The 15,194-nt window shown below is 39.3% G+C and carries 14 protein-coding genes; 7 read left to right on the top strand and 7 right to left on the bottom strand.

Translation table 11 applies throughout. The features are described 5' to 3' along the window. Window positions 1-175: 175 nt before the first annotated feature. Both EHR01_RS18310 and EHR01_RS18305 read right to left on the bottom strand, forming a co-directional pair. Window positions 176-1,645: a sodium:proton antiporter gene (locus tag EHR01_RS18310; RefSeq protein WP_135697032.1), complete on the bottom strand. Its 1,470-nt coding sequence runs from the start codon at window positions 1,643-1,645 to the stop codon at window positions 176-178. Window positions 1,646-1,699: 54 nt separating this feature from the next. Next, window positions 1,700-2,806 carry an MBL fold metallo-hydrolase gene (locus tag EHR01_RS18305; RefSeq protein ID WP_244310183.1) on the bottom strand — a complete coding sequence of 369 codons (1,107 nt, stop codon included), beginning with the start codon at window positions 2,804-2,806 and terminating at the stop codon, window positions 1,700-1,702. A 9-nt stretch (window positions 2,807-2,815) separates the two neighbouring features. On the opposite strand from EHR01_RS18305, the gene EHR01_RS18300 reads away from it, so the two are divergent. The 5 genes from EHR01_RS18300 (at window position 2,816) to EHR01_RS18280 (ending at window position 7,365) form a co-directional block, all read left to right on the top strand. Continuing rightward, window positions 2,816-3,217: a hypothetical protein gene (locus EHR01_RS18300; protein WP_135697030.1), complete on the top strand. Its 402-nt coding sequence runs from the start codon at window positions 2,816-2,818 to the stop codon at window positions 3,215-3,217. Window positions 3,218-3,247: 30 nt separating this feature from the next. Then, on the top strand, window positions 3,248-4,024 hold the full coding sequence (locus tag EHR01_RS18295) for a YdcF family protein (RefSeq protein ID WP_135697027.1): 777 nt from the start codon (window positions 3,248-3,250) through the stop codon (window positions 4,022-4,024). A gap of 100 nt (window positions 4,025-4,124) precedes the next feature. Next, window positions 4,125-4,517 (top strand): cytochrome c maturation protein CcmE domain-containing protein, encoded by a 393-nt coding sequence (locus EHR01_RS18290; RefSeq protein WP_004786637.1) that lies wholly within the window; start codon window positions 4,125-4,127, stop codon window positions 4,515-4,517. After that, window positions 4,514-6,712, top strand: a complete 2,199-nt coding sequence (locus tag EHR01_RS18285; RefSeq protein WP_135697025.1) for a heme lyase CcmF/NrfE family subunit — start codon at window positions 4,514-4,516, stop codon at window positions 6,710-6,712. Before EHR01_RS18290 ends, EHR01_RS18285 begins: the two co-directional genes overlap by 4 nt. A 2-nt stretch (window positions 6,713-6,714) precedes the next feature. Then, window positions 6,715-7,365, top strand: a complete 651-nt coding sequence (locus tag EHR01_RS18280) for a cytochrome c-type biogenesis protein CcmH (protein WP_135697022.1) — start codon at window positions 6,715-6,717, stop codon at window positions 7,363-7,365. Between the two features lie 37 nt (window positions 7,366-7,402). On the opposite strand, the gene EHR01_RS18275 is transcribed toward EHR01_RS18280, so the two are convergent. Beyond that, window positions 7,403-8,560 (bottom strand): aminotransferase class I/II-fold pyridoxal phosphate-dependent enzyme, encoded by a 1,158-nt coding sequence (locus EHR01_RS18275; RefSeq protein WP_135697020.1) that lies wholly within the window; start codon window positions 8,558-8,560, stop codon window positions 7,403-7,405. Between the two features lie 74 nt (window positions 8,561-8,634). Between EHR01_RS18275 and EHR01_RS18270 the strand changes: the two genes are divergently transcribed. After that, entirely contained in the window at window positions 8,635-9,381 is a 747-nt protein-coding gene (locus tag EHR01_RS18270) for an SIR2 family NAD-dependent protein deacylase (RefSeq protein ID WP_135697018.1), read from the top strand. Window positions 9,382-9,475: 94 nt separating this feature from the next. Then, window positions 9,476-9,832: a DMT family protein gene (locus EHR01_RS18265; protein ID WP_135697016.1), complete on the top strand. Its 357-nt coding sequence runs from the start codon at window positions 9,476-9,478 to the stop codon at window positions 9,830-9,832. Here EHR01_RS18265 and EHR01_RS18260 read toward each other — a convergent pair. The 4 genes from EHR01_RS18260 to EHR01_RS18245 all read right to left on the bottom strand — a co-directional run bounded on the left by EHR01_RS18260 (window position 9,818) and on the right by EHR01_RS18245 (window position 15,174). Next, window positions 9,818-10,495 (bottom strand): phosphopantothenoylcysteine decarboxylase domain-containing protein, encoded by a 678-nt coding sequence (locus EHR01_RS18260; protein ID WP_135697014.1) that lies wholly within the window; start codon window positions 10,493-10,495, stop codon window positions 9,818-9,820. The genes EHR01_RS18265 and EHR01_RS18260 overlap by 15 nt on opposite strands. Then, window positions 10,492-11,022, bottom strand: a complete 531-nt coding sequence (locus tag EHR01_RS18255; protein ID WP_135697012.1) for a phosphopantothenoylcysteine decarboxylase — start codon at window positions 11,020-11,022, stop codon at window positions 10,492-10,494. The genes EHR01_RS18260 and EHR01_RS18255 overlap by 4 nt, the downstream gene beginning before the upstream one ends. Continuing rightward, window positions 11,023-12,393, bottom strand: coding sequence for a hemolysin family protein (locus tag EHR01_RS18250; RefSeq protein WP_135697010.1), 1,371 nt, complete (start codon window positions 12,391-12,393; stop codon window positions 11,023-11,025). It abuts the gene before it with no gap. Between the two features lie 171 nt (window positions 12,394-12,564). After that, window positions 12,565-15,174: a tetratricopeptide repeat protein gene (locus tag EHR01_RS18245; protein WP_135697008.1), complete on the bottom strand. Its 2,610-nt coding sequence runs from the start codon at window positions 15,172-15,174 to the stop codon at window positions 12,565-12,567. Between the last annotated feature and the right edge of the window lie 20 nt (window positions 15,175-15,194).

Below are 15,194 nucleotides of genomic sequence, written 5' to 3'. Positions count from 1 at the left end.
ATTCTTTCTATCGCAGAGAATCGAAACATGGTTAGATAATGAAATCACTTCCGATGATGAAAGGGATCAGTGTAAAACTTGAATTCGGGGGATGAACGTTTTTAGTGAAACTTAATTTCGAAGAAGGATGATTTGAGGAGAAAACCGGGGAACATTCCCCGGTCCATTTTAGATCTTAAACAAAAAACACAAAAGTAATTAGGATAAACACAGGAACTAAAATTCCCATAGAGTATGCTAAATATCCACCAAAGGATGGCATCTTTACTTTGTTTTCTTCGGCAACAGATTTCACCATAAAGTTTGGAGCATTACCAATATAAGTATTCGCACCCATAAACACAGCACCCACCGAAATGGCTTTTAGAATTTCTTCGGCTTGGACATTTCCAATGAACTGACCCAGAGTGAGTGGAGCTACAGCACCCGCTGGAGTGAGAAGACCAGAAGCTAACGATCCAAAGGTGAGGTAAGTTGGCGCATTGTCTAAGACAGAAGAGAAAGCCCCTGTTGCCCAGAAAAACTGCCAGTTCTCAGTGATTCCCAATTCCTTACCATGTGCTTCCAATAACACAAGGGCTGGAATCATCGTAATAAAAATCCCGATGAAAAGGTAGGCCACTTCTTGGATTGGATGAAGGGTAAAGTTGTTAAACTTACGATTTTCTTCTTTGGAAGTAAACTTAGAAAGACCAATGAGAACCAGTAAAACTGCTTCACGGATAAATCCAAGTGTAGGTGTTTCGTTGATTTGTTGGATGTAGTTACTGTTTAAAAAAGCAACCGCCAAAATCACACCAAGTAACCAGATAAAGTTTACTTGCCCACCAATAGAAAAAGGAGTGGCGAGTTTATCGTCTTTTTTAATATCCTTTTTGGTTTCTTTTTTGTAAGCGAGAGTGTCCCAAACAAAATAAACAGCAAGTAAGATCACCGTAGCAAATAACATCTCAGGTAATAGTTTGAATGTCCATGTGAAAGGAACTCCTTTCAAATACCCAAGGAATAGTGGAGGATCACCAAGCGGTGTTAAAGACCCACCAATGTTAGAAACAAGGAAGATAAAAAACACAACTGTGTGAACCACATGTTTTCTTTCGCTATTTGTTTTCAACAAAGGACGAATGAGTAACATAGAAGCCCCTGTGGTTCCAATAAAGGAAGCAAGGCCCGCACCAATTAACAAGTACAATGTGTTGTTGAGTGGTGTTGCATGAATGTCTCCCTTGATCACAATCCCACCGGAAATATAAAACAAAGATCCGAGTAAAATGATAAAAGGGATATAATCAAAGAAAACCGTGTGCACAATATTATGGCTGTAACCATAAATAAGGAGAACCACAAAAGAAATGGCTCCCAGTCCCACAGCAAGGATCAATTTGTTATTATTGTCTTCCCACCAATGAGAAGTTTTGTGAGAGGCAACCGGTAAGATTGCAATGGAAAGTAATATAGCAACAAAAGGCAAAACCGACCAATACGGTAGTTCCTGATGTACTGATTCGCCGTGTGACGAATGTCCTGTTTCTTCCTGAGTGGTTGTCTGCGCTTGAACCGGAGTTGGGTCCTCAGCAAATAAACCTGCTGATGTCACAGACAAACAAACTAGGAATACTATCGTTGTGAGAAGCTTCTTCAACATGCTCACCATCCTATTTTTTTAGGACAGCTTACCTGAAATCGAAACCTCTTGGAACTAAAAAAACCGAGATTCTCCAATTTTTAAAGGAACCAATCGATCTTCGGAGATTCCCGATCGTTTTAGCTCTTCTTTGGTGCGGGGCACAGGAGAATCTAGTTTTTCATCGGAAAGAACAAAGGTCATGTAGTGCATTGGCACCATATACTTTGCTTTCAGATCGGAAAAGGCTTGGACTGCTTCTTTTGGATCCACATGAACTGCCTCCATCATCCAACGTGGTTCTGTGGCTCCAATTGGCAAAATCGCAACATCAATTTCTCCCAACCGTTCTGCCACTTCTCGGAAATGGGTATAATAACCGGTATCTCCTCCAAAGTAGACTTTTTCTGTTTTGCCAGAAATGAGATAACTCCCCCAGAGAGATTCATTTCGATCAAAAAGACCTCTTCCGCTGAAGTGTTGGGTAGGAGTAAAAGTAATATCGATTTCCTTCCAATTTGTTTTTTCCCACCAGTCCATCTCCCTAACATTTTTCATTCCTTCACCTAACAATAATTTCTTGTTACCTAGACCAGTGAGCACAAGTGGATGAAATTTTTCCTCTATTTGTTTGAGGGTTGGTAAATCCGTATGGTCGTAATGGTTATGTGATAAAACCACTATGTCAATGGGAGGTAAGTCTTCAATTTTGATCCCTGGAGGTGTATAACGTTTTGGACCTATAAAACCAACTGGAGAACATCTTTCGCTCCAAATCGGATCTGTTAGAATATTCACTCCATCAATTTGGATGAGAGTGGTGGCATGCCCCACCCAAGTCACAGAAAGTTTGGAAACGTTGGCATTCAGTTCCTTTCCATCATTTCCTACCACAGGAAAAGGAGGATAATCTGCGGGATCCAAACTTGTCTGTAACTGGAACCTTTGGAATTGCCAAACCAAAAGATCAGAGAGGCCTTTTGCTTGGATGTTGGGGTTGGGATTTTGGAATCCATTTTTTGTGTGGTGAGATTTGCGAACACTAGCGTCTGCAAAACAGGACAAAACAAAAAAAAGAAGAAGGAGGAAAGGTAAGGATAGGAACTTCACGAGGATTAGACCGAAACAAACTTCGTATGTTTGGAATTTTCGATTGCGTTTTTTGGAAAGAAGAACGATCATTCTTTTACTATGTTTAGGTATGATGAGACAAAAGATCTGATGATTGCCTATGCGAAATGGCGAGATACAGTGGACCGCACGGAGGGAAGCGAAACCGTGTTTGGTGCCAATGCAGAAGTCTCGGAAATTGCTCGGGACCTCCGAGAAGACGCGGAATTCGAACTGAGAATTTTAATCCAAGATTTAAAAAAACAAAATCCAGCTGCGATCAAAGAATGGGTGGAAGTCACCAAACAATACTTACATAAAGTTGAATCCTCTATCCCGGAAGAACAAATCCAACAGAGAAAACAAATTGCACGTGATTGGAAGTATTCTCGCTCTCCCCTGGGAATTTCAGTTCGTTATCCACACCCGTCTCAGTATTGGGGGAGTGGGATTGGTTTCTTAGGCCCCGAATTCGACTGGTAAGAATCAGAAGGTTTCCGAATCCTATTACCAATGGATTCTATCTTTTTTACCCTTTCCAAACTCGCAACGGTTCTCCTCTATCCTCTTCCTTTCTTTTTCCTATTGGCCCTGTTCACACTACTAAAAACTAAATCAGGACATGGGAAGTTTCGACTCTTCCAAATCATTTTATTTTTATACTTAACATCCAATGCTTATGTTGCCAACTACCTTCTCCAAACTTTAGAAAAAGACTACCCACCTGTAAAAATTTCCGATCTTCCAAAATCGGATGTAGCAATTGTGTTAGGTGGAATGATCCAAACGATCTCGTCCCACCCTGGTAGACCGGAACTCACGGATTCTGCAGATCGACTAACAGATGCTGTGCGAATCTATAAAGCTGGGAAGGTAAAAAAGATTTTGTTTACAGGAGGATCTGGACTCCTTTTTGCCGATACCTACCGCGAAGCAGATCTTGCCAAAGAGATATTCATAGACCTAGGGGTTCCTGAAAAAGATTTAATTTGGGAAAACCAGTCTCGAAACACCTATGAAAATGCAGTGGAAACAAAGAAATTACTCCAGGAAAAAAAATTAGAAAAAACAATCCTCATCACCTCTGCCTTCCATATGAAACGTGCTGCGGGTTGTTTTGAAAAACAAAAAATTCCATTTGTTCCCTATCCAACAGACTATCGTTCCACCAATTTGAACTCAGGTGCTTTTGAACTTTACATTCCGTCGGCAAGTTTTTTAGACCAAACCTCTCTTGCCGTCAAGGAGTGGGTGGGATATTTCGTTTATCGCTACAAATCCTTTTTATAACAGATGCAATTCCTTTGTTTTTTTAAGACCTTTTTGTTTGACCGAAACTTGCAATCAGAGAGGCTAGAGGAAAGACGGGAATTCGTCTAAAGAATGGATTATGAATCGTAAGTTTTTAACTCTTTTGTTTCTCATCGGGCTCTCTCTTGGCGGGATTGCTTATTTTTCCTCACAGGAAACTTCCTATCTCCTTTTGGATGCTTCGGAACTGGCAGCCAACCAAACCAAATACTCAGACCAAAACCTACGTGTCAGAGGATTTGTGCGGGTGGGGAGTCTTGTCCGCGAGGGGAAAAAAGCCAAATTCGATTTGGAACTCAATGATCAAATCATCCCTGTCTTATTTACGGGTGCTACACTTTTACCTGACGCCTTCAAAGAAGGAGCACGAGCCCGAGTGGATGGGAAATTAGACCACGGGGTACTTGTTGCTACTCATGTAGAAGCAAAATGTGCTTCCAAATATGAAGCGGGATACGCCGAGGAACAATGAACAATTTAGGAACCATCCTTCTCTCCGCCTCTCTTGCCATTTTAATTTTTTCCGCATTACAAACCATCTACGGAATCTATAAACAAGAACGAAAAGCCATCGAACTAGGTCGTTTGGCTCTCATGACAAATCCTTTTGTCATCATCTTAACCTTTACGGTTTTACTCACACAACTTGTAAGATCAGACTATAGCAACTATTATGTGGTCATGCATTCCAGTGAACACTTACCGCTATTTTACAAAATGACATCCATCTGGTCAGGATCTTCGGGAAGTTTATTATTTTGGAATTTAATTCTAAACGTTTTTACTTTCATTGTTTTATGGCAAACACGTAAGTCCATTGAAGATAGAATCCCGATGATGAATCTCATCCTTGCGGTTCTTTCTGGATTTTTTTCTTTCCTTGCGGTTTTTTACGGCGATGCACAACCTTTCCGTGAATTTGTTCCTGAAGCGGCTGCAGGTCGTGGATTAAATCCCCTCCTCCAACATTGGGCGATGATCATCCACCCTCCCATCCTTTACATTGGTTATGTGAGTATCTCCATTCCTTTTGCGATTGCTATGTCGGCTCTTGTATCGGGACAACTCTCAGAAGATTGGATGAAGTTCATTCGCAAATGGACTTTGTTTTCTTGGTTTTTTCTTGGAACAGGAATTTTACTCGGATCCAAGTGGGCCTATGAAGAGTTAGGTTGGGGTGGATACTGGGCTTGGGATCCTGTTGAAAATGCATCCCTTATGCCTTGGTTACTCACCAGTGCTTTTGTCCATTCTGTTGTCATCCAAGAACGCAGAGGGATGTTAAAGTTTTGGAATATGTTACTTGTGATCTTAGCTTTCCACTTTAGTTTGCTTGGAACTTGGATCACTCGTTCGGGTGTCTTAGAAGGGCCACATAGTTTTTCCAAATCAACCATTGGGACTCCTTTTATCATTTATATCATTGCAAGTTTTTTATTTTTTACAGGTTTTGTTGTGTATCGAAGAAAGCACCTAACACCTGAAAGAAATCTGGAAGCCATTACTTCTAAAGAAGGAAGTTTCCTTTTAAACAACTTTTTACTTGTTCTATCCACCGCAGCTATTTTGCTCGGTGTCTTTTCTCCTCTTTTGTATGGAAAAGAATTCAAAGCTCCTTGGTTTAATTCTTGGGGAGTACCTGCAGGGATTTTTCTTTTGCTTCTGATGGGAGCAGCACCTCTTCTGGCATGGAGAAAAGGCGCAGGAGCTGTGTTTTTTTCCACTCTCTTCAAACCTTTAATTGCAGGGGTAATTGGTGGTGGACTCTACATTCTTTTTTATTCTCAAAACTTTACCAAACCAGACAGTAAGTATGGAGATGTTTTGGCAGAAGTGTATTCTGTATTAACAGTTACTATCGGTATATTCACTATTTCTGGAATCATCCAAGAATACTATCGAGGGATCAAAGCACGAAGAGAAGAATACAAAAACGAAAACATCTTTGTTGCCGGATACAGAATGCTACTCAAAAACAAACGGCGGTATGGTGGATATTTAGTACACTTTTCACTCGTTTTAATTTTTATTGGGTATGCGGGTAATGCTTTCAAAATCAATACTTCGGTTCGTTTCTTTTATGAACTGCAACCACCAACATCGGAAGAGATTGTTTACCAATCCATCGACAAAGCAATGATTGGTGGGTACCAAATCGAAGCCTCCACTCTCAAACTAAAACCAGTTCTCATTTCTGGACTCGGTGGGGAACCAAACATCCAAAACGTGATTGTCTCACAAGAAGGAACTTACGGAATCTTTCGAGGCACAAACAAATTAAGTGATTTAACAACAGAACGTAGGTTTTATCCTCAAATTTCTCACCTAACAGGTGATTTCGAAACCCATATTCCTACAAGTGAACCTGCCATTCTTTCCATGACCAAAGAAGACTTTTATATCCAACTTGGAGCCATTGAAACCTCGGATTTAAAATCAGAAAATCCTGATCTTCCGTTGATGTTTATGCAGTATTATTTCACTCCTGGTTCAGAGACGGATAAACTAAAATTTTTCCTCAACTTTCCAAGACAAATTGTAGCAAACCTGGAAGTTTGGGTGAACCCACTGGTCAAACTGATTTGGATTGGTTCCCTACTCTATTTTTTATCAGGAATATTCTTATTATTACCTGCGGGCGAAAACAAAAAGAAAACGGTAGGATAAAAATGAAGATTTCTGATCAAAAGAAAATCCAATTGGCAAACGATACATCCTATTTTTCAAATGTTTGGTTCCATTCCAAAACAAAATCAAAACTTTTGTTCCTTGGATTTTGTTTGTTATTTCCTAGTTTCCTTCTAGCACAAAAAACAACTACTAACCTCAAAGAAGAAGCGCAGATCCAAACTTTTCTAAAAGTGACAGAACAAATTCGTTGTATTTGTTTGCCAAGTCTCCCCATCCAATCTTGTTCGTTTAACATGTGTGCGGCGTCCAGTTATCTCAAAACCTTTATTGAAAACCGAATCAAAGACGGGATGAAAGAAGAAGAAATCGTTTCTAAAATGGAAAATGGATTTGGAACTTCTGTGTTACAAGACCCGATTGTTGTGATGTTTCAGGAAAGTGGAAACCAAGGGATGGTGGATTCCATTGTTTATGGATTTGGACCAAAAATTCTTGCACAACCTGATGGTACCTGGATCAACTTTACCTTGTTTGCCATTGGAGTTCTTGGACTTTTTGGAATCTACAAATATGGAACAAAAAAGAAAAAAGACCAAACAGAAACAAAGGCAAAACTAACATCAAGTGACTTAAAATCCACCACAGAACAAATCAAAAACAAAATCCGTAAATTCGAAGAAGAAACTTAAAAAAAACGAATTTCGAAACAAAAAAAACATTAGCCGGTTAGAGGGAATTCCATTTTTCTCTAACCCGGACGAGTTCCTCTACCAAAACCTGAATATCATTTAACGTTAATTTGGCGTTCAAACTAATGCGTAACCTAGGTGTTGGAACTGTGGGTGGACGGATGGCTCGAACATCCAAACCTCTTTCTTGTAGACTGTTTGCATAAAACAAAGCTTCTTTCTCTGTTTCTAATAGGAGAGGGACAATATGCGAAGTAGATTCCGTTATGGAAAATCCATTTTGTTTTAGGGAATTTTTTAGAGCATTTGCTAAGGAAAGTAAATCGACTCTTTCTTTATCCATAGAACCAAGAAATGATAAGGCAAACGAAGCCAGTTCCGAAATCATCGGTAGGGGCGCTGTCGAAAAAATGAAGGATCGCATAACATTTACCAAATGGTCACGGCCGATCTTTTTTGTAACGATGATCCCACCTTCAAGCCCCAAAGATTTTCCCAAAGTATACACCCGATAATCGATGGATTTAATTTCTGATAAAGTTAAATCTCGGAACACAAGCCCTTTCCCGGAAGGACCATAAATCCCCAAAGCATGAGCCTCATCTAAAACCAAAACAAATCCAAATTCCCTCTTTAACTCAAGTAAGGTTTTTAAATCGGGTGAATCGCCATCCATACTGAATAAGGTTTCAGTCACAACGATTCGTTTTTTCTTTTGATCTGGATCTTCCAAATTCACCTTTTCCAATAAAGTGCGTAGATGGTTTAAATCCAAGTGATCGTAGTATTTTTTCTTTGCACCGGAAATTCGGATTCCATCTAAAATAGAAGCGTGGTTGAGTCGGTCGCTAAACACATAACAGTCGGGAGCGGCAATGGAATCAATGAGTCCAAAATTTGCAGTAAACCCTGTAGATACCAGAAGAGCCGCTTCGCCTTCCACAAATTGAGCAAACTCAGATTCAAACTGGTCCATCGAAGATCGATTCCCACGGACTAAACGAGAAGCGGTGGATCCAAATGGATAAATCTCTCTCTTTGATTGGAAAAACTCCAACATACTTGGATTAGTTGCAAGTCCCATATAATCGTTGGAACAAAAATCGATTCCTTGGTAAACCTTGGTCTCCCGGAACAATTGTTTCTCGTGAATGGAATCTATTTTTTTTTGGACTTCTTCCCAGTGATTGGCCATTGACTACCAGTTTTCTTTTTCTAGATTTTTTTCCGATTTAATTTTTTACCCAATTTGTTAGAATGATCCCATAAATGAGTCTTCTTCCTCCCGATCTCATCCATAGAATTCGTTCGGCAAAGAATGTTTTGTTTCTGACGGGAGCAGGTATCTCCAGTGAAAGTGGGATTCCGACCTTTCGAGGGGACGGTGGGTACTGGAAAAAATTCAAAGCCGAAGAACTTGCCACTCCAGAAGCCTTCGCCTCTCATCCTGAGGTGGTATGGGATTGGTATGATTACAGAAGAAATATTTGTTTCGAAGCAAAACCCAATGATGGACACCTAACAATCGCAAAATGGCAATTACATTCTAAAACTGTGAACCTGATCACACAAAATGTGGATGGGCTCCACCCGAGGGCTGGTAGTCAAAATCTCCTTGAAATTCATGGCAATATCTTTCGTGCAAGATGTACGGGATGTGGAGAGAAATTTGCCTTAGGGGAAAACGGAATTTACCAACCAGGCCTAAAGTATTGTCCAAATTGTGAATCCCTATTACGACCGGACATTGTATGGTTTGGAGAAAGTTATGATAACCGGTTATTGACAAAAGCTTGGGAACAAAGTAAACAAACTCATGTTGTGTTTGTGATAGGAACCAGTGCCAATGTTTCTGTCCCAGCAAATTTGGCTCTTACCGCGATCCGCAATGGTGCCCTTGGGATCGAAATCAATCCAGAATCCACAAGCCTCACTCCTTCGATGCAACTTCATTTTGGAGGAAAATCGGGCGAAATACTTCCTGAAATTTTTAAGGAAGTATTTCCGGATACATAACAAAACAAAAATTTTGTTTATGTTTGTAGTTACCAAAATATCTAATCAATCATTTATACATTTTTCATTTAAAAATAACAAATAAGAGAACTTTATGTTAACCATCTTTTTACTCGTACTATCCAATATCTTTATGACCTTTGCTTGGTATGGCCATTTAAAATTTGCAAAGTCAAACAATATGTTTTATATCATTTTGTTTTCTTGGGGGATTGCTTTTTTTGAATATGTACTGATGGTCCCTGCCAACCGCATTGGATATACCGTATATAAATTTGAAGGGTTTCAACTTAAGATCATCCAAGAAGTGGTGACCATTTTTGTATTTATAGTCTTTGCTACAGTTTTTTTGGGAGAAAAAATCAAATGGAACTATATCGTTAGTTTTGGACTGATTCTTCTTGCAGGATATTTTGCTTTTGGGTTTGGATCTAAATCAAACGGACACTAAAAAGGAAACTAGTTCTTCTGCAATTTTCTCTTTGGGGAGTGGCCCAATTTCTTTTTCTAAACCACTAACACCAAATATACGAACTGTAGAATCGACTTCACCAAAACCTTTTCCTGAGCCAACATAATTTCCAACAATAAACGTAAGACCCTTTCGAACCAGTTTGTCTTTAGCATGTCGCTCCAATTCTCTGGTTTCGGCCGCAAATCCGACACGCAGAGAATTTAAAATTTTATGTTCTGCGACATACTCAGTTACTTGTTGTAACACATCAGGATTTTCTTCTAACTCGAGAAGAAGTCCCTTCGTACCTTCCGAAGTTTTTTCTTTTTTGATTTTATGTTCTGCAGTCATAATCGGACGAAAGTCTGCGGGCGCAGCTGCCATCACAAGCAAACTATCGTTTGTGATTTCTGATAGAACGGCATCTCTTAATTGGATTGTGGTTTCTACTTCGATGTTCCGAATGGCTCCTGTAACATGGGAATAACGTTCCAAGGTATTGCCATGAATATACACAACTTCCACAGGATATTTCAAAAAGGAAGTGGCAATTTCATAACCCATCTTTCCCGAAGAAGCATTGGAAATATAACGCACTGGATCAATCCATTCCCGAGTGGGTCCAGAGGTGACGATGACTCGTTTGAATTTTAGATTCATGAATTGGCTATATGGAGTTTGATGATTTGTTCCATAATGGATTCAACCGTAGCCAGTTTGCCGTATCCCTCATCCCCACAAACCACAATCCCTTTATCGGGAGAGACGATGTTCACTCCATCCGATGTTAGGGTTTTTAAATTTCTTTGGACAGCAGGGTGTAAATACATTCCAGGATTCATAGAAGGAGCAACTAACACGGGGGAGGTGCAAGCTAAGTAAGTTGAAGTGACTAAATCATCGGCGATCCCATTTGCCATTTTTCCAATGATATTTGCCGAAGCAGGAACCACAGCAAAAACTGAGGCAATGTTTTTGATTTCGATATGAGCCATACCTGTATCAAACTCATCCACTCGGACTGGTTTTCCCGTCAGTGCTTCAAATGTAATTTTCCCAACAAATTTGGTGGCATTGGAAGTCATGATCACACGAACTGGATATCCTTGTTTGGTAAGTCCTCTTACCAAATCACAAGCCTTGTAAGAAGCAATGGATCCAGAGACAGCAATCACAATTTCTTTCATTTATCTGTCCTCGTAGGAAAGTTCACGTTCCAATTCGGAATCGTTATCTTCTTCCAATTTAGGAGTAAATAGAATGGAGATGATTTTATTTCCTTCCATTTTTTTTACTTTCAGGCTTCCTTTTTTGATTTGAACAATGCTACCTTCTTTGGGCATATCTTCGTTCTTTTCCATAAAGTAACCTGCAATGGTTCGCACCTCTTCCATATCAGAAGGTTCTTCCCCTTCCAAAATTCCAGACAAACTAGAAAGTTCCGTTTCTCCATCAAGAGTGATTGCTTTAGTTTTTTTGTTCTTCGAGGTTACATCCACTTCATCGGTGTCGGTTTCATCTCGAATTTCACCAAAAAATTCTTCGATAATATCTTCTAACGTAAGTAAGCCGGAAACTCCACCGTATTCATCAATCACAATTGCCATGTGTTGTTTTTTCTCACGGAGTTTTGTCATCACTCGTTCGATGGACATAGATTCTGGTACTTTCACAAAATCTTTTTCCATAATGACTGTGGTTTTTTCTTTTTTGCCTTTGGCAGAAAGATGGGCAGCTTGCCATTTTAAATATTTTTGAACGTGAACAATCCCAACAATTCGATCTAAGGTTTGGTCATAAACGGGATATCTTGAAAAACTATGTTCGGCGATGAGTGGGAGCATTTTATCAATTGTTGATTCTTGTGAAATCCCAATGATCGAAAGCCTATGTGTCATTACATCTTTAGCAGTATGTTCTGAAAAATCAAAAGTCTTTTGGATGAGTTGCATCTCTGCATTGTCAATCCGACCTTGTTTTCTTTGTTCCTCAATGATGATCATGAGCTCTTCTGCTGAATGAACATATTTGTCACCAGTTCGTTGCAAACGAAAGAGTGTAAGAATCCCTCCTGCCAAACGATTCATCACAAATGTTACAGGAAAGAACAAATAATAAAACAACCACATGGGACCGGAAACACCGAGTGCAATGGCCTCTGTGTTTTGGATGGCTAAGGTTTTTGGAACAAGCTCACCCAAAATCACATGCAAAAGGGTAATGAGAGTAAAGGAAACTCCAATCGAGATGCTATGGATGGTCACAAGATCCAATTCAATTTGGAACATATGAAGGAAACCAGAAACAACACTAGCAAACAAAGCTTCTCCAATCCATCCGAGAAGTAGGCTTGCGACAGTGATTCCGACTTGGCAAACCGACAACATATCGTCGATTTTAGAGACGGCTTTTTTAGTAAGAAGAGCCATGGCTCTGTTTTCTTTGACAAGCTCCTCAAGACGAGAAGGCCGGATGGAAACCATGGCAAATTCGGCAGCGACGAAGAAACCATTGACAAAGACGAGGAGGAAGATGAGAAAGATGCCGATTATTTCCATAGAAACTCGAACACCACTAAAGTATTATGATCAGGGTCCATTGGTATGAGGAATAGAATTAAGTATTTTGGACCGATCTCCCAGTGTCGCCTACATTTTGGCTCATTTTTGCCAGAAATGAACAGGATCTAGGGATTTCGTCCAAAGGATTTTACAATGATTATGTCGCTTTTATTGGACTGTTGCCTGGATCCAAACTCCCTCTTCTCGGTATTTAGATGGGTCTGCTAGACCTGAGACAGAACCTGAATCTAAAACAGGTAGTGTTGGCATGTATCCAATTTTTTTTGTCCCAGAACGAAACCAAAAATGCAACCATTGGTAGTGCCAAGAATAATCTGACCAAGATTTCCCAATGACACGTTCCGTATACACAACCATACGAGGAACTGTTCGATAGTCGATTCTGCGGAATAGTTTTAAAAAAGGAATCTCTTCTACATTCCCCGAATCCGATTTACAAGACCAGGAAAGGTTAGTAACCTGATTCATAGAACTTGTGTTTGCTGGAAAATCCCAAAGGTGTAGCCTTTCTTTTTCTTTTAAAATTCTGGATCCTTCAAAATAGGCTGTATCGACAAGGTTCATCCCTTTTCCTTCCAGAGAACGCATGTTTTGTGGACATTTCCAAGAAAATACACCAAGAGATTTGTGAGGGTCAGAACCTGGCAAGAGTGAAAAGAAAAATACTATTTGAGTTTCTCTCATTTCTTTTTTGAGAGATCGCATTAAACTTGCACCTGACTCATTTAAATAAATTTGTACAGAATCGTTATCTTTGTTTGTATTGATAAGATCTTTCACTGAATCGATGACTTCTGAATTGTCCGGCCTTTGCGAATGGATGACTTTCCAACTTAATTGGTTTCGTTTGGATTCTTTGGGATTAAATGTAAAAAGATAAAAATCTTCTTTATACGGTAACAAAATGACCGTTGGTATTTTTGCGGATTCTAAGTTCCTTACCGATTCTTCTTCGTTTTTTCTTTGAAACTGACTTTCGGTTTCTCTGCTATCGGCATAAGTAGAATCAAAAAATTTTGATTCTCTCGTTGTTGAAAATCCCGAGAGGTATTGGAATTGTTTGTCAACAAACTGAATTTGGAACAATGAATGTGGACTTCCTTTTAAACTCCGAGTCCACTTGACGGAATTGTATTTGTAGAGAGAATCCAAAAGACCCCAAACGTCTCCATCATCTCGCAAATGGCTAAGCGCATATTCAAAAAATAAATCCGTTGAAAAAGCAAGTGGTCTATAGTTGCGAATATAATACAGATCTTCATAGAGATTATTTTGTAGATAATCAGAAACTCCATCACGAATGTTTCCATTCACTGGGCCTTTTTTTCCGGAAGCAGTATGTGCAAAAACAAAACCAAAGTTACGAAGAAACTCTGCCGCATAAAACGCATTTTCTTCATCCAAAATTCCCCTACTCTTTGTTAGTTCAATGGTGGATTTACGAAATTCCTTTCGATAAATTTGGTTGTAGCCTTGTAAAATAGTGGCTGCATATTCCAATCTCCTCCATTTTTTTTCCTGCGCCATGTAGATGATTTCATCTGTCATTCGAGAGGATAATTCAGGATTTTGGTCCATTAACATCTGAGAAATTCTAAGTTTAGGCCAAATATCAGCTTCGCTTAATTTTTCAGGATCTTTGATTTTTTGGAGCGCTTTCAATGCAGCTTCTGATCCACTCACTTTGTATAAAGATACAGAAATTAAATCTTTCACTCCGGTGATAGACATAGGTTCATTCAAAAAAGGATGATGGATGTCTGCCGACCAATTGTTTAAATCCAATTTTAAATAATAATCTAAAGATTTTTTATAATCTTTTTGAAAATAAGCAAGAGCACCTAACTTAACATAAACTCGATTTAGAATGGATGTTTTTTTTCCTTTGGCTGATCTTAAAAAGTTTAACAGTGATTCTTCCGCTGCTGGATAATCACCCAAAAGAATTTGGAAAAAAGCCATTCTTTCGTTTGAATTTTCGCTAATGGATCCATCTGTGATTTTTTCCAAATCCATCATCATTTTTTGCAAATGAATTCCTTCTCTGACAAAACCAAGAAAGGAAAGTTTGGCGGGAAGGTCTTCATCCACTCGGTCAAGGAGTGGAATCCATTCCAAATTGGGATCTTCAAAAAAAGGCGAACTAACCCGCATGATGTTCACAAAATGTTTATGCATGTCCTTCTCTTTCCCGGAAGGAAGGTCAATGTAATACTGCAATCGAAAAACGCGGCATAAAGAATAGTAAGGTTTGTTCTTTTGGCAATCCATTCGGATCATGGATTTTTTTTCATCTTCCCCAGTTTGGAAAAGATTGGTTCGCATATTTTTGGCTAGGTTACGAAAGTATAGATTGGGTTCTTTTTGAATGTAAGTATCCAGGACTTTGATTGCCTGAACTTCCTCACCTTGCGACTGTTTCCAAAGAGATGTCAGTAAAAAATCAGCAAAAGAGTATTCCCCTTTTTTGGTTCTTAAATCATAAAGAATGTTGGCTATCCCCACTTTATCTTTTTTGCGAAGATAGTATTCCCCTAACATAAGATAGTAATCGATCTCCTGGATTTGAGACATCCCTTCCGGGTTCTTAAATCGAAATTCATCCCGAGCATTTAATATTTCTTTTCCTTGGATGAGAAGTTTGGTGGTTGTTCCCGCTACGACCCATCCATGATTTCTTAGGGATTGGCTCATCAAATTTCCAGAAAAGAAGAAGGAAATACCGTAGAGAAAAATAGAAAGTGACAGGCGATTCATCATCGTATCCATTATTCTTT

Source organism: Leptospira mtsangambouensis (assembly GCF_004770475.1).
GTDB classification, from domain to species: Bacteria; Spirochaetota; Leptospiria; order Leptospirales; family Leptospiraceae; genus Leptospira_A; species Leptospira_A mtsangambouensis.
Note: the sequence above shows the minus strand (reverse complement) of the source record. Positions and strands in the feature narration are given on the sequence as shown.